The organism is Phenylobacterium composti DSM 19425 (genome assembly GCF_059568645.1).
Genome location: NZ_JCANTT010000003.1, coordinates 69,254 through 86,409, shown reverse-complemented (window position 1 = coordinate 86,409; position 17,156 = coordinate 69,254). Strand labels below are relative to the sequence as shown.

The following is a 17,156-nucleotide window of genomic DNA, read 5'->3' as shown; positions in this document are numbered from 1 at the left end:
GCTTAAGCCTTCGTCCGCAGGGTATTGATCAGTTCGGAAAGATCGCCGACGGTCTGGACAGTGGCGAGCCGGTCGAGGGGGATCGACAGGTCGAAACGGTCTTCCAGCTCCATGACGATGTTCATGAGCGCGAGCGAGTCGACGGCGAGGTCGCGGGCGATGTCGGTGTCCGGAGTCACATTGACCGGGCGCTGAAGCACGGTTTCGGCCGCCTTCGCGACTTCGCGCACGGTGAGATCCGTCGCGAGTTCAACCATCTCAGTGGCCCCCAAGTACCTAACAGACCGCTCCCGCAGCGAGAGGGTACCTAAGCATGTTGGCCCAGGATTTCCACCTTCCGCTGCACCGCTCGTCACAAATCCGCAGCTAATGTTTCATCCACGCCGCATGCCGGTACCACCCTACGGTGTGGGAAAAGCCGGTCGCCAGCGTGTAGAGCGGGGCGGGCAGGCCCGGCAGTCTCTCATCGGGCCGGATCGACCAGTCTGGATGCAGCAATTCCCGCGCCTTGCCCGAGGTCAGCATTGGATTGGCGCCGAACATTGCTCTGAAATCATTTGTGATTCCGACCAGCCGCACGAGGGCGGAGGGGACCGGCGCGAGACGGGAATGACGTCCGCAGGCCCGGGCCGCCGTGGCCATCAGCTCGGCCCATGAATAGCCCTCGGGGCGCTCGTCGCTGAGCGCCACCGCGCGGCCGGCCGGGCGGGCGGCCAATGCTGCGATCTGCCGCGCCGCATCCTCGACATGGATCATGCCGACCCTGGCCGTCCGACTCAGCACCGGCAGGACGGGCAGCGTGGCCGCGGCCTGAAACACCGGCAGCAGTTCGCGGTCGCCGGGTCCATAGATCGCTGGCGGCCGGGCGATGGTGAGGCGCGGGCCGAGGATCTCGGCCATGGCCTCCTCTGCGGCGCGTTTGCTGGCCGCATAGGGCGACAGGCCGGGCTCGCGGGCCGCGAGACTGGAGACCAGCACCACGTTGGGAACGTCTGCGGCGGCGAGGGCGAGCCTCCGGGCGCCTTCACGGTTCACCGCGGCGAATTCGCCGGCGCTGCGGGCCTTCACCAGGGCGGCCCCGTGGATCACGGCCTCCGCGTTCCGGACCAGGGACGCCAGAGCCCGCTCGTCGGCCAGGTCGCCGAGCACCACTTCGGGTTCTAGATCGGCCCAAAGCGGGTCGATGGGATCACGCCGGGCGAGGATGCGCACCCGCCAGCCGTCTGCTGCAAGGGCGCGGACGATCCGGCGGCCCAGGAAGCCGGTGGCGCCCGTGACGCCGACGACGCGCCCGGCCATGCGGGTCAGGCCGCGGTCTCGGCCTGGAAGGCCCCGGCCAGATAGAGCGCCCGGGCCTTGGAGCGGGAGAGCTTCCCGGAGGAGGTCTGGGGCAGGGCATGGGCGCCGACCAGTTCCACCCGGGCTTCGACGCCGTGACGGGCGCGGAGCAGGGCCGCCACGTCCTCGGTCAGGGCGCGGCGCGCCTCGGGGTCGCTGGTGCGGGCCTGAACCAGCACCACCAGCTGTTCGCCCTGGTCGCGGTCCACCGAGAAGGCGGCCACGTCGCCGCTGCGCAGCTTCTCGATCTCGGATTCCGCCGACCATTCGAGGTCTTGCGGCCAGACGTTGCGGCCGTTCAGCAGGATCAGGTCCTTGGCGCGTCCGGTGGGGACGATCTCGCCGTCCACCAGGAAGCCGAGGTCGCCGGTGTCGAGCCAGCCGTCGGCGGACAGGACCCGGGCGGTGGCCTCGGGGTCGCCGAAATATTCGCGCATCAGGCTGGGGCCGCGCACGAAGATGCGGCCGACGCGACGCTCGGGCAGGGGGTGGCCGGCCTCGTCCCGGATCTCAACTTCGTGCAGCGGCAGGATCGGGCCGCAGCGGACGAAGGCCCGGCTGCGCTCGGTCTTGCCGGCGCCCGCCTCGGCCGGGACCACGACGCCGTCGCGCTCCATCCGGTCGGTGTCGACGGTTTCGTAGCGCAGGCCGCCGCCCAGGGGCGCCATGCTGAGCGCCAGGGTGGCCTCGGCCATGCCGTAGCTGGCCACAAACGCCTTCTCCGAGAAACCGGCGGACGCATAGCGCTCTGCGAAGGCCAGCAGCGGACCGGGGCGCACCATGTCGCCGCCGCAGCCGGCCGAGCGCCAGGCCGAAAGGTCCAGGCCCTCGCGCGTACCGTCGCCCCGGCGGGCGCAGAGCTCGTAGCCGAAGGTGGGGCTGTAGGAGACCGTGGCCCGGTTCTTCGACATCAGGTCGAGCCACAGCAGCGGCCGGCGGACAAACGCGCCTGTGGGCATCAGGTCCACGGTCATCTGCGCCGTCAGCGGGGCCATCAGGAAGCCCACCAGCCCCATGTCGTGGTAGAGCGGCAGCCAGGAGAAGGCGCGATCCTGCGCCGTCACCTTCAGGCCGTCGCGGGTGATCGCCGTGCAGTTGGCCATCAGCGCCCGGTGGGTGCAGAGCACGCCGGTCGGGTTGCGGGTGCTCCCCGAGGAGAACTGCACGTAGCAGGGATCGTCAGGCGCGGGCGCGGGCAGGTCGGCCAGCGGGGCCTCGGGCAGGTCCTGGATACGGCCGGCGATGGGCGTCCCGGCGGTCCGGGCGGCGTCCTCCAGCCAGGGGATCAGGGCCTCGGGGCCAAACACCGCCGCGGCCTTGGCCGAGGCCAGCATCCGGGCGATCTGCTCCACATAGGCCTCGCGGCCGCCGAGCGGGGCGGGCAGCGGCAGCGGGGCGGGCGTCACCCGGGCGTACTGGCAAGCGAAGAAGGCCACCACGAAGTCGGCGTCGGTCTCAGCCACCAGGCCCACGCGGTCCAGGGGGCGGACGCCCGAGGCCAGGATGCGGGCGGCGAGGGCGCGGGCGCGGTCGCGCAACTCGGCGTAGGTCAGGGCCAGGACCAGTTCGCCCCGCAGGCCGTAGAGATTCACGCCGGTGGGGCCGGCGGCGGCGAAGTCGAGCGCTTCGATGAGGGTGGCGAAGCCGCCGGTGCGGAAAGGCCGGTCCGGAGCTGTCGGGGTCGGAGTCACGCTTGGTCTTTCGGACTGTCGGGGTCGGCGGCGGGCGCGTCGGACGGCCGGGCTCGGCGATTCCCATTTTCTCGCAGGATGAACCAGAGCAGGCCCAGGGCAAGGGCGGCGGCCGCGCCCACAAGGCCTGCGCCGGCCCCTGTAAGCCCGAATGCGCGCACAAGGAAGGGGAGTGCGATAAGGAACGCGGCGCTGACGGCCAGTCGCACCCAGACGGCGCGGCCCGGCTTGCCCAGGGAAACCAGCATCGGCTCGAGCGGCAACGCGAAGATGCCGATAACGGCGGCCGCCACCTGCCAGGTCATCACCCCCGCGGCGGGAGCGAAGGCCTTGCCCATCACCAGGGCCAGCAGAGGGCCGCCGGCGAAGGCGGCCACGGCGAGGAGCAGCAGGCCGACGCCCCCCGCCAGCAGGCCGACGTTGCGGGCCAGCCGCCACATGGCGTCGTGATGGTCGCCGGCCCGCAGGCGGGCGAGCTCAGGATAGAGGGCGGGCGTCAGCAGCTTGGCGGGCTTGGCCAGGGCGTCGGCCACCTGCCGGCCGATGCGCCAGAAGGCGGCTTGGCTCGGACCCACGAGGCCCCCGACGATCAGGGTGACCATGTGGGTGAAGGCGACCTCCAGGGTCGCCGACAGATTGGTGTTCCAGGCGAACCGCCAGGCGCCGGGCATGCCCTCGGTGAGCGGGCCCTTCCAGGAAAAGCCGGCGAGCATGTCGTGGCGGCGAAGCTCCAGGACGCCCATGGTCACCAGATAGAGCCAGCCGGCGATGCTGCCCGCCGCCCAGGCGAACAGGAAGGCGGGCACCCCGCCGCCCACGAGCACGGCCACGAAGCTGCCCAGCAGGCGCACGAAGCCCACCAGCGCGGTCTGCTGCGCCAGGACGTCGAATCGATCGAACAGCCGCAGGAGGCCCGTGGGCATCCCCGAGATGACGAACACGATGCTCAGCATGTAGAGGGCGGCCATGGGCGCCATGGCCTGGCTCCACCCGAGCCGGTCGGCGAAGACGAACGAGCCGATGACGCCGATGGTGATGCCCAGGAGGGTGCTGGCCGCGTCCAGGAACAGGGTGAAGCGGAGCATCCGCTGGAAGGCCGGGCGATCATGCTCGGCCAGCGGCCGGGCCCCGTACTGGATCACGGTCTGCCAGGACTGGAATTTGACTACGTCGCCGAGGAACTGGGCGAAGGCGGTGATGAGCACCAGGACGCCCATGTTGGCCGCTCCCAGGCTCCGCCCGGCGACGGCGAGATAGGCCAGGCCCAGCACGGCGTTCACCGTCCGCCCGCCCAGGAGGACCCCGGCGTTGGCCACCACGCGCTTCAGGATTCCGCCCACGGCGGCGGCCTCGCGGGCCGGATGGGCCGTCACGGGCGGGGTCCGGAGATGAGGCGGAGGCGCGCTGGCATGGCTGGACTCTGGCGCCCGAAGCCCCGCCGCCGCAACTGCGCGGGACGTCTCAGGCCGACGGTCATCGGCAGCGCTTCAGCGCCGTTGCGATCCGTTGATCTGGAGGAAGGAAGTGGTGGGTGTACAAGGATTCGAACCTTGGACCCGCTGATTAAGAGTCAGCTGCTCTACCAACTGAGCTATACACCCAACTGCCTGAACCCATTAGGGTTTTTGGCTTCCCGACTTGGACCCGGTGAACTTTCGTACACCGTTTCGTACAGGCCCCCGTTCGGGAGGCGTTCTGTTAGACGGCCTTTTCGAGTTTTGCAAGCACGGCTTGAACAACCGCCGTTCGGCTGACGTATTTGCGTTTTAGGTCCTCCACGGCCTTCTCCGACCAGCCCATCACAAGGGCCACCTGGGAGGCCTCGATCCCGGCCATCAGGAGGTAGGTCGCGGCGGTCCGGCGCAGGTCGTGGAAGGTCCGTTCGACCCCGGCGCGCTCGCAAGCCTTGTTGAAGGACGAGCGCAGGCCATCCGTCGTCCAGGGGCGGTGCCCGCGCTCCGTGGTGAGGATCAGCGGCCCGCGCTTCTCGATGCGATTAAGCAGCGACCGGCAGGGGGGGGTGACGGCGCCAGGCGGGTGGGGTGCGCAGGTCCAGATCGTTCTTCCCCTGCTGGCGGTCTCGTAAGCCCCGGGGCGGGAAACCCAATCGCGGCTTGGGGGCGACGCGCGAGCCCGCTACGGATAATCCGGGCCGAGCCTAGGGGAGAAGGTCTGGATGGGGAGCGAGAAAACTCGCGCTGTCGACTTCGGCTATCTGGAACTGGTGTGCGCAGGCGACCGGGCCGTGATCCTGGAGGTGCTCGAGACCTTCTGCGCCCAGGCTGCGTCCTGGCGCGATCGGCTTGAAAATCCCGGACCGGAGCAGCGTCAGTTCGCCCATCTGATCAAGGGCTCGGCCCTGGGCATCGGCGCCGGCAGACTGGGCGAGGCGGCCGGTCGGGCTGAATTCGGCGGGCCGGAGGACCTGCGCGCCGTCCGGGAGGCCCTGGTCGAGGCGCTTGAAGAGATCAACCGCTACCTGACCCGATGCCGGGCCGGCTAGCCGGCCGGGCAGGGCGTTCCTATCTCGCGGGCTTCACCTTGGCCGTGAGGAGGCGTCCATGTCCCTGTCGCTCTACGAAGCGTCGATCCCCGTCTATCTTCAGATGCTGCGCAACCTGCTGGCCATTCTCGACAAGGCCGAGGCGCACGCGAGGTCCGAGGGGAAGGACCCGAACGCCTACGCCGACGTCCGGCTGATCGAGGACATGCTGCCGTTCAACCGGCAGATCCATATCGCCACCGACGCGGCCAAGAACGGCGCCGCGCGGCTGGCGGGGGTGGCCGCGCCCAGCTTCCCGGACGTGGAGACGACCTTCCCCGAGCTGCGGGAGCGGATTGAACGGGCTATCGCCTTCGTGGAGAGCGTGACGCCCGAGCAGGTGAACGGACGCGCGGACGCCATCGTCGAGCTGCCCCTGCCGGACCGCACGATCCGTTTCACCGGCCGCGACTTCCTGCTGAAGTTCTCGCTGCCGAACTTCTTCTTCCACGTGACCACGGCCTACGCCCTGCTGCGTCAGCGGGGCGTGCCGCTCGGCAAGCTGGACTATCTGGCCGGGGCGTTCCCGGACCTGGCCGCCGCCTGACGGCGCGGACCTAGGACCTGAGCTTGTCCCAGACGCCGAACTCGTAGCGGATGCACTGCTCGATCAGGGTGCGCCACACGGGTTCGGCGATCTCCTCGGACAGGCCGACGCGGCGGGCCTCGGCCTTCACCTTGGCGACCACGTCCTCGACCCGGGCGTTGTCGCGGACGCTCTCGCGGTCCTGCTTGATGCGGGCGGCGGCGTCCATGTAGCCCTGGCGCTCCAGGAGGAGGGCCACGAGCTGGCGATCCAGGGCGTCAACGCCCTGACGCACTTCGGCCATGGTGGTGCAGTCCGCGGGACGCGGACGGTCATCGCTCAGAACGGTCATTCCACTCGTCTAGTCGTCAGATGCCGGCGCCGTTGTCGATGGCCACGAGCGCCTCTTCGTGCGCGCGGGCCTCCGCTTCGATCCAGCCGATGAAGGCCTTCACCTGAGGCAGCCGGCCTTTGGCCTTGGGATGGACGAGGTAATAGGCGAAGTCGACCGCCGTGGCGATCTGCAAAGGCGCCACCAGCCGTCCGGCCTCAAGGTCGGCCATGGCCAGGGCCCGCTTGGCCAGGGCCACGCCGCGGCCGTTGGCGGCGGCCTCGATCACCAGGCTGGACTGGTTGAAGCGCGGACCCCGCTGGCCGTCGATGCCGCGCAGGCCCCGGGCCGCCAGCCACATGGACCAGTCAGGGCAGGAATCGTCCACGTCCGGCGAGCCGTCATGCAGCAGCACGTGGTTGGCGAGGTCCTCGGGCGTCTCCAGCGGCTGCTCCGCCAGCAGGGCGGGGCTGATCACCGGAATCACCGTCTCGCTCATCAGCCGCCGGACCTCCAGGCCCGGATAGCGTCCGGCGCCGTAGCGGATCGCGATGTCCACCTCGCCGGCGGCCAGGTCCACCAGCTCGATCCCGGCCGAGAGCCAGACGTCCACCTGCGGATGGGCCCGTTCGAAGGCGCCCAGCCGCGGCACCAGCCACTTGGCGGCGAAGGAGGGCGCGGCGGTGATCGTCAGCCGGCGCCCGTCCACCGCGGCGGTGAGCAGGGAGGCGGCCTCGGCCAGCCGGTCGAAGGCCTCGCGCAAGGCGGGCAGGGCGGTCTGAGCGGCGTCGGTGAGCAGGAGGCCCTTGGGCGTGCGCTTGAACAGCGCCGCGCCGACATAGTCCTCCAGGTTCTGGATCTGCTGGGACACCGCGCCCGGCGTCACCGCCAGCTCGTCGGCGGCGCGGCTGAAGTTCAGATGCCGGGCGGCCGCCTCGAAGGCGCGCAGGGCGTTGAGAGGCGGCAGCCGGCGACGCTGTGTGGGTCGTTCCATGAAAGAATCTCTGACAGCCCCGGCAGAAGTCCTCGGGTTGCGAATTGGGCCGTCCCGACCCTTATTGCAAGCGTCCGCTGGTGTATCGGCCCTTTTCACCTGCGGACGGTCGGCGGGACGGGCGCAAGCTCGTCCCGTCCTGATTCAAGAGTACAGCGCTTTTAGAGAACCTGAAAATATGGCCAGAGCCGACGACAAGCGACGGCGTGCAGAGAGACTGGTCGTCCTGGACGGCAAGGTCCGCAGCGCGGCTGTCGGCCAAGTGTGGCTCGTGGGCGCCGGTCCTGGCGATCCCGAACTGCTGACGCTCAAGGCGCTGAAGGTCCTGCAGACCGCCGAGGTGGTGGTGCATGACGGCCTGGTGTCTGAAGAAATCCTGGCGCTGGCGCCCGCCGGCGCGCGCCGGATCAGCGTGGCCAAGCGCAAGTCGCGCCACTCGTACAGCCAGGACGAGATCAACCGCATGCTGACGGCCTTCGCCCTGGAGGGCCTGACGGTCGTTCGGCTGAAGGGCGGCGATCCCTTGATCTTCGGCCGTGGCGGCGAGGAGCTGGAGGCCTGCCGCGCGGCGGGGATCGAGTGCCGCGTGGTGCCCGGCGTGACCGCGGCCCTGGCGGCGGGGGCGAGCGCGGGTGCGCCGCTGACCCACCGGGGGGCGGCCCAGGCCGTGACCTTCGTGACCGGCCATGCCTCGCAAGGCGCGGAGCCCGACCTCGACTGGGCGAGCCTCGCCCGGCCGAACCAGACGGTGGTGATCTACATGGGCCTGTCCCAGGCCGCGGCGATCGCCGGCCGGCTGATGGCGTCGGGCCGCGGCGCATCCACGCCCGCCCTGATCGTCGAGAACGCCAGCCGGGCTGACGAACGGCGTGTGGCGACCACCCTGGGCGGCCTCGCCGAGGCCGCCTCGGCCCTGAACGGACCGGCCCTGCTGATCGTCGGCGAGGCCATGGCCCTGGCGTCCTCCAGCGAGGGCGCCGTCGAAACCCTGATCCGCGAGGCGCGCGCATGAAGGCCCTGACCGCCAACCGGCTGAGCGATGGAGAGGTGGTGTTCTGGAACGCTGGCCGCTGGGTCGAGCGCTTCGCCGACGCCGAGCTGTTCTCCGACGACGCGGCCCTGATGGAGGCTGAGGCCCAGGGCAAGAGCCAGACCACGGTGGTGGTGGACGTCTATCCCATCGACCTTGTGGAGGCCGAGGGCATCTGGGCGCCGCTGTCTTACCGCGAGCGCATCCGGGCGCTGGGGCCCACCAACCATCTGCACCACGGCAAGCAGGCCGAGGGCGGCCCGGTGATCGAGGCCCTCCAGAGCGCCTCCGGCGCAGCCCGCTCCACCGGGCGCGTGAACCTGATCAAGCGGAAGTAGGCCGATGTACCGCTACGACACCATCGACAAGGAGATGCTGGCCGACCGGGCAGCGGAGTTCCGCGAGCAGGTGGCCCGCCGTCTCTCGGGCGAGCTGACCGAGGACCAGTTCAAGCCCCTGCGGCTGATGAATGGCCTGTACCTGCAACTGCACGCGTACATGTTGCGGGTGGCGATCCCTTACGGCTCGCTGAACCCGACCCAGATGCGCAAGCTGGCCTGGATCGCGCGGACCTATGACCGCGGCTACGGCCACTTCACCACGCGCACGAACCTCCAGTTCCACTGGATCAAGCTCAAGGACGCGCCCGACATCCTGGACCATCTGGCCAGCGTGGACATGCACGCCATCCAGACCTCCGGGAACTGCATCCGCAATGTCACCGCCGACCCCTATGCGGGGGCCACGGCCGAGGAGGTGGACGATCCGCGGGTGTGGGCCGAGGCGATCCGCCAGTGGTCGACCTTCCACCCCGAGTTCAGCTTCCTGCCGCGGAAGTTCAAGATCGCCATCACCGCTGCGCCCAAGGACCGCACGGCGGCACGGGTGCATGACATCGGCCTGGTGCTGAAGCGCGCACGCGACGGCTCGCTGGGCTTCGAGGTGATCGTGGGCGGCGGCATGGGCCGCACCCCGCACATCGGCCCGACCATCCGGGAGTTCCTGCCGGTGAACCGGTTGATGAGCTACCTGGAGGCGATCCTGCGCGTCTACAATCGCCACGGTCGCCGGGACAACATCTACAAGGCCCGGATCAAGATCCTGGTGGCGGCCCTGGGCGTCGAGGAGTTCACCCGTCAGGTCGAGGCCGAATGGGCCAAGATCGGCGACGGCGCCGACCTGCCCGACACCGAACTGGCGCGCATCCGCGGGGCCTTCGCCCGCACCGGCTTCAAGAGCTTGCCGGCCCAGTCCGAGGCCCTGGAGGCCGCGAAGGCGGCGGATCCGGCCTTCGCCCGCTTCGTGCGCAACAACCTCAAGCCGCACAAGAAGCCCGGCTACGGCATCGTCGAGATCAGCCTGAAGGCCATCGGCGAGACCCCCGGCGACGCCACCGCCGACCAGATGGACGTGGTGGCGGACCTAGCCGAGCGCTACGGCCAGGACGACATCCGGGTCACCCACGAGCAGAACCTGGTCCTGCCGCATGTGAAGCTGGACGATGTGCCGGCAGTGTGGGCGGCCCTGCGGGAGGCAGGCCTCGCCACGCCCAACATCAACCTGGTCAGCGACATCATCGCCTGCCCGGGGCTGGACTACTGCGCCCTGGCCAACGCCCGGGCGATCCCGGTGGCACAGCACATCGCCGAGAAGTTCCGTGACGAGTCCCGGGCCGAACTGGTGGGCGAGCTGAAGGTCAAGATCAGCGGCTGCATCAACGCCTGCGGCCACCACCACATCGGTCACATCGGCATCCTGGGCGTCGATAAGAAGGGCGAGGAGTTCTACCAGCTCACCCTCGGCGGCTCGGGGGCGGAGGACGCCAGCCTCGGGACCATCCTGGGACCGGCTCTGCCCTACGACCGCGTGGCCGACGCGGTGGACACCCTCGTCGATGTCTATCTGCGCGAGCGGGTGGACGGCGAACGCTTCCTCGACACCTTCCGGCGCACCGGCGTCGCGCCCTTCAAGGAGGCTGTCTATGCCGACGCTCATTAAATGGCGGAACGGTCGGGCCGAACCGGCCGAGGACGCCTTCACCCACGTGGCTGACGACCAGGAGCTGGCGCCCGGCGATATCATCATCTCGCTCGCGCGCTTCCAGGCCGAGGGCGACCGGCTGATCCATGAAGGCCGCAAGATAGGCGTGCGGGTCGCCCCCGACGAGGACGTCGAGGCCCTGGCCTATGACCTGCCGCGGATCTCGGTGGTGGCGCTGGAGTTCCCCAAGTTCCGGGACGGCCGCGCCTATACAAGCGCGCGGCTGCTGCGCGAGCGGCTGGGCTTCAAGGGCGAGGTTCGGGCCGTGGGCGACGTTCTGCGCGAGCAGGCCGGCTTCATGGTGCGCTGCGGCTTCGACGCCTTCGAGCCGGCCGACGGGACCAACACCCAGGAATGGGACGCCGCCGCCCGTCGCTACCGCCACGTCTATCAGCGCGCCGCGGACGCGCGCCGCCCTGCCTTCGAGGAGCGGGGCTGATGAGCGTGGCCTACGAGACTCCTGACCAGACCCTGGCCCAGAAGCTCGATGCGGAGCTGCGGCGGGCGCATCCGCGCACCGTTGTGGAAGCCGCCTTGGAGGCTTTCGGCGAGAAGCTGGCCCTGGTCTCGTCGTTCGGCGCCGAGTCGGCGGTGCTGCTGGACATCGTGGCCCAGGTGAATCCGGCGGTGCCGGTGCTGTTCCTCGACACCGGCATGCTGTTCGGCCAGACGCTGGACTACCGCAAGCAGCTGGCTGCGCGGCTGGGCCTGACCGACGTGCGCGACCTGCGGCCGGCCTACCAGGACCTCGCCACCACCGACCCGCAGAACAAGCTGTGGCAGACCGACACCGACGCCTGCTGCCACATCCGAAAGGTGCTGCCCCTGGACCGCGCCCTGGAGGGCTTCGACGCCTGGCTCACCGGCCGCAAGCGCTTCCATGGCGGCGACCGCGTCAATCTGCCGGTTGTCGAACAGGCGGACGGGAAGGTGAAATTCAATCCGCTCGCGAACTGGGGCAAGGCCGAGCTTGACGCCTACGCCCGGGAGCGCGATTTGCCGCCGCACCCGTTGGTGGCCCAGGGCTTCCCGTCGATCGGGTGCTGGCCCTGCACCCAACCGGTGGAAGAGGGCGAGGACGTGCGCGCCGGCCGCTGGAAAGGTTTGGACAAGACCGAATGCGGCATACACCTCGTTCGCTCGCCGGCAGCCGCGAACAACGTGGGCGGCGACATCTAGCCGCCCGAAGAGAGAGCTGATGAACGACGTTTCCGTGGGCCAGCCCGCCGCCCCCCAGACGGCGAGCCCGAAGGCGAGCGGCGCCTTCTACGTGGAGAAGGTGACCTGGGTCCAGCACTGGACCGACAGCCTGTTCTCGTTCCGCACGACGCGGGATCCCGGCCTGCGGTTCTCCAGCGGCCAGTTCGTGATGGTCGGCCTCGTGAAGGAGGACGGCAAGCCCCTGGTGCGCGCCTATTCCATCGCTTCGCCCGCCTGGCACGAGGAACTGGAATTCTACTCGATCAAGGTGCCGGACGGCCCGCTGACCTCGCGCCTGCAGAAGATCAAGGTGGGCGACGAGGTGCTGATCGGCCGCAAGCCGACCGGGACCCTGGTGCTCGACGGCCTGAAGCCCGGCAAGCGGCTCTACATGCTGGGCACCGGCACGGGCCTCGCCCCCTGGCTGTCCCTGGCCCGGGACCCAGAGGTGTACGAGCGCTTCGACGAGGTGATCGTCACCCACACCGTCCGGGAAGTGGCCGACCTGAACTACCGCGAACTGTTCGAGCGCGACCTTCCGAACGACGAGATCCTGGGCGAGCTGATCGGCGGCAAGCTGAAGTACTACCCCACCGTGACCCGCGAGGACTTCAAGACTCGCGGCCGGATCACCGACCTCATCGAGAGCGGCCAGATGTTCCGCGACCTGGGCGCGCCGCCGTTCGATCCGGCGGTGGACCGGGTGATGCTGTGCGGGGGCCCCTCGGTGCTGGCCGACCTGAAGCAGCAGCTGCTGGACCGCGGCTTCGAGGAAGGCTCGATCGCCTCGCCGGGCGACTTCGTGCTCGAGAAGGCCTTCGTCGAGACCTGACGCCGCTCACAGGCCGGTTCAACGGAAAAGGGCCGCACGATGTGCGGCCCTTCTTCATTCTGGCTCAGCTGACGCTTTGAGCGCTGGGGCTACGCCGGCGGGCAGCCCTTGAACTCGCCGACCTTCACGGCGGTGAGCTTGGAGAGGTTCAGGCTTTGGACCGGCTTCATCGAGGCCTTGCCGTGGCCGGTGAAGAGGTCGATGCGCTCGCCCTTGATCGCGCCGCCGACGTCCGAGGCGTACCAGTAGCCGTCGTGGGTCTCGCCGTTCGGCATCTTCAGGCCGACAGTCTCCTTGATGAACAGGATGGTCCGGCGCGGGATCACGTTCTTGTCGACGGCCACCGTGCGCATGGCCACGACCTTGCAGCCCAGGCTGTCGAGGGCGCCCACGCCCTTGGCACCCGCGTGATACAGCGTCGCCTTGAGGTTGAGCACCGGCGCGCCGGGCAGGTTGCCGGTCATCACCGAGGTAATCAGATCGCCGACGGGATCGTTCGAGGCGGCCTGTGCGTTGGTCGCGGCGGCCAGGAAAGCAAAAGCTGCCAGGGTGGCGGCGAGGCGGCGTCGCATGACGGCGACCTCCTTCGTCGTTGAACTGGTTGGCGGGCTTGGTACCGGCTGAAGCCCCCTGGGGCAACCCCGGCGGGGCCATCGGCCGCATGTCTGTTAGTTTCCCTGACAATCCCCGTGAGCCGCTATCGCTTGATTGCGCAGAGGTTTTCGCCCACAGCGCAGCAGGCATGCGGGGAGGCTGCGCCATGGAAATCTACGGGGACTCCAAGTCCGGAAATTGCATGAAAATCCGCTGGACGGCGGATTACCTGGCGATTCCATACCGCTGGATCGAGCTCGACATCCTCAGGGGCGAGACCCGCACGCCCGAGTTCCTGGCGCTGAATCCGGCCGGGCAGGTCCCCACCGTGGTGTTCGACGATGGCCGCCCGCTGGCCCAGTCCAACGCGGTGATCCTGCACCTGGCCGAGGGTTCGGACCTCATCCCCGCCGACGCCTATGAGCGCGCCAAGATGCTCGAGTGGATGTTCTGGGAGCAGTACAGCCACGAGCCCTATGTGGCGGTCGCCCGGTTTCAGGTGCGCTACCTGGGCAAGGACGCGGCCGAGCTCGAGCCGCGCATCGTCGAACGCGGCAAGGCGGCGCTCCAGCGGCTCGAGGACGGACTGGCGGCGTCCGACTTCCTGGTGGGCGCGAAGCTGACCCTCGCCGACATCGCCCTGACGCCCTACACGCGGCTTGCGGAGGAGGGCGGCTTCACCCTGGCCGACTATCCGAAGGTGCGCGCCTGGATCGCTCGGGTCGAGCAGGTCCTGGGCATCGCCTGAACCTGCGACAGTGAAGCTCGCCCGACTGGCTTGCGTTTGGCCGGGCGAGTGCGCAAACCGGACGGATGAAATCATTCGTCTCGCTGGCCGTGGCCGGCGCTCTCGCGGCCTCCGCGGCCGCCGCTCCCACTGCGGCCCTCGCCTGGGGGAACGCCGGACACCGCATGGCGGGCGAGGCCGCCGCCCGGGTCCTGCCGAAGGAGCTGCCCGCCTTCCTGCGCACCCCCGCCGCCGTGCGGGACATCGGCGAGCTGTCTCGCGAACCGGACCGATCCAAGGGATCGGGCCGCATCCACGACCATGATCGCAACGCCGCCCACTTCGTGGACATCGACGAGGAAGGCCGGGTGCTGGGCGGCCCCCCGTTCGCCCCGCTGCAGGCCACGCGCAACGATTATGAGACGGCCCTGCGGGAGCACGGCCTCGACGCGGCCAAGGCCGGCTATCTCCAGTTCGCCATCGTCGACCGCTACCAGCAGCTGGTCACCGACTTCGCCTACTGGCGGGTGCTCAAGGCCGCTGAGGCCAATCCGGCTTGGCGCAAGAACCGAGCCTGGTTCAAGGCCGACCGCCTGCGCCGCGAGGGCCTGATCCTGCACACCCTCGGCGAGCTGTCGCACTATGTGGCCGACGGCGCCCAGCCGCTGCACGCCTCGGTCCACTTCAACGGCTGGGGCGACTATCCCAACCCGCAGGGCTTCACCCAGGCGCGGATCCACGGGCCCTTCGAGGAGGACGTGGTGAAGGCGGGGGTCGATCCGGCCGCCGTGGCGGCCAAGGTCGCCCCGTTCCGCTCCTGCGGCTGCGCCATCGAGCAGCGGGTCGTCGACTATCTGATGGGCAGCATGCGCCTGACCGTCCCGCTCTATGAACTGGAGAAGGCCGGCGGTCTGAAGCCCGGCGATCCGCGCGGGGCGGCCCTGGCGTCCGAGCGCATCGCCGTGGGCGCCTCCGAACTGCGCGACCTGGTGGTCGAGGCCTGGGCCGACAGCGCCAAACACAAGGTCGGCTGGCGGCCCGTCGCGGTGCAGGACGTCCTGGCGGGCAAGGTCGATCCTTACCCTGCGCTCTACGGGCTCGACTGATGGCCTCGGCCCCGCAGTTCGGCCGGCCGGAACCAGGACGGGTTCATCCTGACCGGCCCGCCGCCTTCGGCATCGCCGAGCGGGGCGGGCGGATCGCCGCCGTGCGGGTCGAGAAGCCGGGCCATGCCCCCTGGTTCGACCTGCCGGGCGGAGCCATCGATCCGGGGGAGGGACCGGAGCAGGCCGTGGTGCGGGAGTTCGGCGAGGAGACCGGACTGAAGGTGGCCGTCGCCGCCGCCTACGCCCGGGCCGACCAGTTCTTCGTCAACACCAGCGGCGAGGCCTACAACAACCGCGCGACGTTCTTCGAACTGGAGATCCTCGGCGAGGACGCTGGGCTGAAGGTGGAGGACGACCACGCCCTGGTCTGGCTTCGGCCGCATGAGGCTGTGGAAATCCTGCGGCACGAGGCCCACGCCTGGGCGGTTGCGGCCTGGCTGAGATTGCGCCGGACGCGCTGAGCGGCTAGCAGCGCGCCATGACGGCGAAGATCATCGACGGCAAGGTTTCGGCCGAACGCCTGCGGGCGCAGGTGGCCGAGGAAGTGGCGCGGCTGCGCGCCGAGCACAATCTCCAGCCCGGCCTGGCCGTGGTCCTGGTGGGCGAGGACCCGGCGAGCCAGGTCTATGTGCGCTCCAAGGGCGAGCACAGCCTGGCGGCGGGAATGCATTCGGTCACGCACCGCCTGCCCGAGAACACCTCCCAGGCCGAGCTCATCCGTCTGGTGGAGGAGCTGAACGCCGACCCGCTGATCCACGGCATCCTCGTGCAGTTGCCGCTGCCGAAGCACCTGGACGAGAAGGCGGTGATCGCCGCCATCAGCCCGGACAAGGACGTGGACGGCCTGCACGTGGTCAACGCGGGCCGTCTGGCCAGCGGCCTGCCGGCCCTGGTGCCCTGCACCCCGCTGGGCTGCATGATCATGCTGCGCGAGACCCTGGGCGACCTTACGGGCAAGCGCGCCGTGGTAGTGGGCCGCTCCCTGCTGGTGGGCAAACCGGTGGCTCAGCTGCTCCTGCAGGCCGACTGCACCGTCACCATCGCCCATTCGCGGACCCGGGACCTGCCGGCCATCTGCCGCGAAGCCGACATCCTGGTGGCGGCGGTGGGCCGGCCGCGGATGGTCCGCGGCGACTGGATCAAGCCGGGCGCCACGGTGATCGACGTGGGCATCAACCGGGTGCCGTTCGACGACCCGGAGAAGGCGGCCCAGGGCAAGACCAAGCTGGTGGGCGACGTCCACTACAAGGAGGCGCTGGAGGTGGCCGGGGCGGTGACGCCGGTGCCGGGCGGCGTCGGCCTGATGACCGTGGCCTGCCTGCTGCAGAACACGGTGACGGCGGCCAAGCGCCTGGCGGGGATCGAGGCCTAGCGCTTCCCCTAGCGGCCCTGCCGGATCTCGCCCGGCGTGGCGCCCAGGATGCGGCGCGTCCAACGGGCCAGGTGGCTCTGGTGCGAGAAGCCGCAGGCGCTGGCGATCTCGGCTGCGCCCAGCCGCCCCTGGATCAGCAGCCGCCGGGCCCGCTCCACCCGCCGCTCCATCACATAGCGGTGCACCGACTGGCCGGTGGTGCGCCGGAACATGGCGGTCAGGTGCGGCACGCTGAGCCGCGCCACCTCGGCGATGCGGGCGAGGGACAGGTCCTCGGCTAACTCGTCCTCGATGAAGGCGATGATCCGCCGCAGCTGCGGCTTGGAGAGGGTTCGCCGACGGGGACCGCCCGTGGCGGTGAAGTTCTTCAGCAGGCGGTTGGCCAGGGCCACCCCCAGGCTCTCGGTGTAGAGCTGAGGGGCCGGGCCAGGCGTTTCGATCTCGGCCGCCACCGCCCGGGCGATCTGCTGAACGAACGGATCATTGGCGCCGAAGCGTGGCGCCACATCGATGACGCCCCGCAGGTTCAGGGCGTCCGCCGTGGCCGCGACCAGGTCCGAGGTGAGCCTCAGGGAGACCAGCTGGACCGGCGCGGCATAGTCCAGGGTCCAGGAGGCCCCGGCCGGAATGATGTCGAATACACCCGGCGGCGGGGTGAGCACCCGGCGCAGATCCCCGCAGCGCAGCTGCGCCGCCACCCCGGCGGTCTCGTAGAAGACGATGCGATGTTCGGGCAGGGCGTCGATGTCCTGCAGGCCCGCGGGCGTGTGGAAGCGGACGGCGGAGACGTCGCCCCAGCCGCGGCTGGCCTGGACGGTGCAGGTCGGTTGCAT

The 17,156-nt window shown here is 69.8% G+C and carries 21 protein-coding genes and 1 tRNA gene; 12 read left to right on the top strand and 10 right to left on the bottom strand.

From position 1 onward, the window contains the following. Nucleotides 1-2: 2 nt before the first annotated feature. From BO64_RS01620 to BO64_RS01595, 6 genes are all read right to left on the bottom strand, one after another. Complete coding sequence (locus BO64_RS01620) at nt 3-257, bottom strand: acyl carrier protein (RefSeq protein ID WP_496401524.1); 255 nt, start codon at nt 255-257, stop codon at nt 3-5. A 109-nt stretch (nt 258-366) separates the two neighbouring features. Further along, a complete protein-coding gene (locus tag BO64_RS01615) occupies nt 367-1,299 on the bottom strand; it encodes an NAD-dependent epimerase/dehydratase family protein (RefSeq protein WP_496401523.1) in 933 nt (310 codons plus the stop codon). 5 nt (nt 1,300-1,304) lie between these two features. After that, on the bottom strand, nt 1,305-3,029 hold the full coding sequence (locus tag BO64_RS01610; RefSeq protein WP_496401522.1) for a fatty acyl-AMP ligase: 1,725 nt from the start codon (nt 3,027-3,029) through the stop codon (nt 1,305-1,307). Continuing rightward, complete coding sequence (locus tag BO64_RS01605; protein WP_496401521.1) at nt 3,026-4,402, bottom strand: lipopolysaccharide biosynthesis protein; 1,377 nt, start codon at nt 4,400-4,402, stop codon at nt 3,026-3,028. The genes BO64_RS01610 and BO64_RS01605 overlap by 4 nt, the downstream gene beginning before the upstream one ends. 152 nt (nt 4,403-4,554) lie before the next feature. After that, a tRNA-Lys gene (locus BO64_RS01600) sits at nt 4,555-4,630 on the bottom strand. Between the two features lie 97 nt (nt 4,631-4,727). After that, nucleotides 4,728-5,000, bottom strand: coding sequence for a tyrosine-type recombinase/integrase (locus BO64_RS01595; RefSeq protein ID WP_496401557.1), 273 nt, complete (start codon nt 4,998-5,000; stop codon nt 4,728-4,730). Nucleotides 5,001-5,205: 205 nt separating this feature from the next. Between BO64_RS01595 and BO64_RS01590 the strand changes: the two genes are divergently transcribed. Together BO64_RS01590 and BO64_RS01585 are read left to right on the top strand one after the other, a co-directional pair. Then, nucleotides 5,206-5,532, top strand: coding sequence for an Hpt domain-containing protein (locus BO64_RS01590; protein ID WP_496401520.1), 327 nt, complete (start codon nt 5,206-5,208; stop codon nt 5,530-5,532). 58 nt (nt 5,533-5,590) lie between these two features. After that, complete coding sequence (locus BO64_RS01585; protein WP_496401519.1) at nt 5,591-6,118, top strand: DUF1993 domain-containing protein; 528 nt, start codon at nt 5,591-5,593, stop codon at nt 6,116-6,118. 10 nt (nt 6,119-6,128) lie between these two features. On the opposite strand, the gene BO64_RS01580 is transcribed toward BO64_RS01585, so the two are convergent. Next, nucleotides 6,129-6,449: a chorismate mutase gene (locus BO64_RS01580; protein WP_496401518.1), complete on the bottom strand. Its 321-nt coding sequence runs from the start codon at nt 6,447-6,449 to the stop codon at nt 6,129-6,131. 16 nt (nt 6,450-6,465) lie between these two features. Continuing rightward, the gene (gene gcvA / locus BO64_RS01575) at nt 6,466-7,422 is read right to left on the bottom strand and encodes a transcriptional regulator GcvA (protein ID WP_496401517.1); all 957 of its coding nucleotides are present in this window, start codon (nt 7,420-7,422) and stop codon (nt 6,466-6,468) included. A gap of 178 nt (nt 7,423-7,600) precedes the next feature. Between gcvA and cobA the strand changes: the two genes are divergently transcribed. Genes cobA through BO64_RS01545 form a run of 6 tightly spaced genes read left to right on the top strand, consistent with a single transcriptional unit; the run spans nt 7,601 to nt 12,524 of the window. Beyond that, complete coding sequence (gene cobA / locus BO64_RS01570) at nt 7,601-8,434, top strand: uroporphyrinogen-III C-methyltransferase (protein ID WP_496401516.1); 834 nt, start codon at nt 7,601-7,603, stop codon at nt 8,432-8,434. Continuing rightward, a complete protein-coding gene (locus tag BO64_RS01565; protein ID WP_496401515.1) occupies nt 8,431-8,790 on the top strand; it encodes a DUF2849 domain-containing protein in 360 nt (119 codons plus the stop codon). Before cobA ends, BO64_RS01565 begins: the two co-directional genes overlap by 4 nt. A 4-nt stretch (nt 8,791-8,794) precedes the next feature. Then, complete coding sequence (locus tag BO64_RS01560) at nt 8,795-10,450, top strand: nitrite/sulfite reductase (RefSeq protein ID WP_496401514.1); 1,656 nt, start codon at nt 8,795-8,797, stop codon at nt 10,448-10,450. Beyond that, nucleotides 10,434-10,931 (top strand): DUF934 domain-containing protein, encoded by a 498-nt coding sequence (locus tag BO64_RS01555; protein WP_496401513.1) that lies wholly within the window; start codon nt 10,434-10,436, stop codon nt 10,929-10,931. The genes BO64_RS01560 and BO64_RS01555 overlap by 17 nt, the downstream gene beginning before the upstream one ends. 5 nt (nt 10,932-10,936) lie before the next feature. Beyond that, complete coding sequence (locus BO64_RS01550) at nt 10,937-11,671, top strand: phosphoadenylyl-sulfate reductase (protein ID WP_496401556.1); 735 nt, start codon at nt 10,937-10,939, stop codon at nt 11,669-11,671. 19 nt (nt 11,672-11,690) lie between these two features. Beyond that, nucleotides 11,691-12,524, top strand: a complete 834-nt coding sequence (locus BO64_RS01545; RefSeq protein WP_496401512.1) for a ferredoxin--NADP reductase — start codon at nt 11,691-11,693, stop codon at nt 12,522-12,524. An 89-nt stretch (nt 12,525-12,613) separates the two neighbouring features. Here the strand turns inward: BO64_RS01545 and BO64_RS01540 are convergent, their stop codons facing one another. Continuing rightward, on the bottom strand, nt 12,614-13,096 hold the full coding sequence (locus BO64_RS01540) for a 3D domain-containing protein (RefSeq protein ID WP_496401511.1): 483 nt from the start codon (nt 13,094-13,096) through the stop codon (nt 12,614-12,616). A gap of 188 nt (nt 13,097-13,284) precedes the next feature. Here BO64_RS01540 and BO64_RS01535 point away from each other — a divergent pair, with 188 nt between their 5' ends. From BO64_RS01535 to folD, 4 genes are all read left to right on the top strand, one after another. Next, nucleotides 13,285-13,866: a glutathione S-transferase family protein gene (locus tag BO64_RS01535; RefSeq protein WP_496401510.1), complete on the top strand. Its 582-nt coding sequence runs from the start codon at nt 13,285-13,287 to the stop codon at nt 13,864-13,866. 65 nt (nt 13,867-13,931) lie between these two features. After that, nucleotides 13,932-14,951: a phospholipase C/P1 nuclease family protein gene (locus BO64_RS01530; protein WP_496401509.1), complete on the top strand. Its 1,020-nt coding sequence runs from the start codon at nt 13,932-13,934 to the stop codon at nt 14,949-14,951. Then, complete coding sequence (locus BO64_RS01525) at nt 14,951-15,412, top strand: NUDIX domain-containing protein (RefSeq protein ID WP_496401508.1); 462 nt, start codon at nt 14,951-14,953, stop codon at nt 15,410-15,412. The genes BO64_RS01530 and BO64_RS01525 overlap by 1 nt, the downstream gene beginning before the upstream one ends. Before the next feature lie 17 nt (nt 15,413-15,429). After that, on the top strand, nt 15,430-16,323 hold the full coding sequence (gene folD / locus BO64_RS01520; RefSeq protein ID WP_496401507.1) for a bifunctional methylenetetrahydrofolate dehydrogenase/methenyltetrahydrofolate cyclohydrolase FolD: 894 nt from the start codon (nt 15,430-15,432) through the stop codon (nt 16,321-16,323). An 8-nt stretch (nt 16,324-16,331) separates the two neighbouring features. On the opposite strand, the gene BO64_RS01515 is transcribed toward folD, so the two are convergent. Continuing rightward, nucleotides 16,332-17,156, bottom strand: a complete 825-nt coding sequence (locus BO64_RS01515; protein ID WP_496401506.1) for a helix-turn-helix domain-containing protein — start codon at nt 17,154-17,156, stop codon at nt 16,332-16,334.

Excerpts from the sequence above, each read along its gene's own strand:
- BO64_RS01565 (WP_496401515.1), top strand. The coding sequence starts at position 8,431 with ATGAAGGCCCTGACCGCCAACCGGCTGAGCGATGGAGAGGTGGTGTTC.
- gcvA (WP_496401517.1), bottom strand. The coding sequence starts at position 7,422 with ATGGAACGACCCACACAGCGTCGCCGGCTGCCGCCTCTCAACGCCCTG.
- BO64_RS01580 (WP_496401518.1), bottom strand. The coding sequence starts at position 6,449 with ATGACCGTTCTGAGCGATGACCGTCCGCGTCCCGCGGACTGCACCACC.
- BO64_RS01515 (WP_496401506.1), bottom strand. The coding sequence starts at position 17,156 with ATGCAACCGACCTGCACCGTCCAGGCCAGCCGCGGCTGGGGCGACGTC.
- BO64_RS01585 (WP_496401519.1), top strand. The coding sequence starts at position 5,591 with ATGTCCCTGTCGCTCTACGAAGCGTCGATCCCCGTCTATCTTCAGATG.
- folD (WP_496401507.1), top strand. The coding sequence starts at position 15,430 with ATGACGGCGAAGATCATCGACGGCAAGGTTTCGGCCGAACGCCTGCGG.
- BO64_RS01540 (WP_496401511.1), bottom strand. The coding sequence starts at position 13,096 with ATGCGACGCCGCCTCGCCGCCACCCTGGCAGCTTTTGCTTTCCTGGCC.
- BO64_RS01620 (WP_496401524.1), bottom strand. The coding sequence starts at position 257 with ATGGTTGAACTCGCGACGGATCTCACCGTGCGCGAAGTCGCGAAGGCG.
- BO64_RS01530 (WP_496401509.1), top strand. The coding sequence starts at position 13,932 with ATGAAATCATTCGTCTCGCTGGCCGTGGCCGGCGCTCTCGCGGCCTCC.
- BO64_RS01615 (WP_496401523.1), bottom strand. The coding sequence starts at position 1,299 with ATGGCCGGGCGCGTCGTCGGCGTCACGGGCGCCACCGGCTTCCTGGGC.
- BO64_RS01535 (WP_496401510.1), top strand. The coding sequence starts at position 13,285 with ATGGAAATCTACGGGGACTCCAAGTCCGGAAATTGCATGAAAATCCGC.
- cobA (WP_496401516.1), top strand. The coding sequence starts at position 7,601 with ATGGCCAGAGCCGACGACAAGCGACGGCGTGCAGAGAGACTGGTCGTC.
- BO64_RS01555 (WP_496401513.1), top strand. The coding sequence starts at position 10,434 with ATGCCGACGCTCATTAAATGGCGGAACGGTCGGGCCGAACCGGCCGAG.
- BO64_RS01545 (WP_496401512.1), top strand. The coding sequence starts at position 11,691 with ATGAACGACGTTTCCGTGGGCCAGCCCGCCGCCCCCCAGACGGCGAGC.
- BO64_RS01525 (WP_496401508.1), top strand. The coding sequence starts at position 14,951 with ATGGCCTCGGCCCCGCAGTTCGGCCGGCCGGAACCAGGACGGGTTCAT.
- BO64_RS01560 (WP_496401514.1), top strand. The coding sequence starts at position 8,795 with ATGTACCGCTACGACACCATCGACAAGGAGATGCTGGCCGACCGGGCA.
- BO64_RS01590 (WP_496401520.1), top strand. The coding sequence starts at position 5,206 with ATGGGGAGCGAGAAAACTCGCGCTGTCGACTTCGGCTATCTGGAACTG.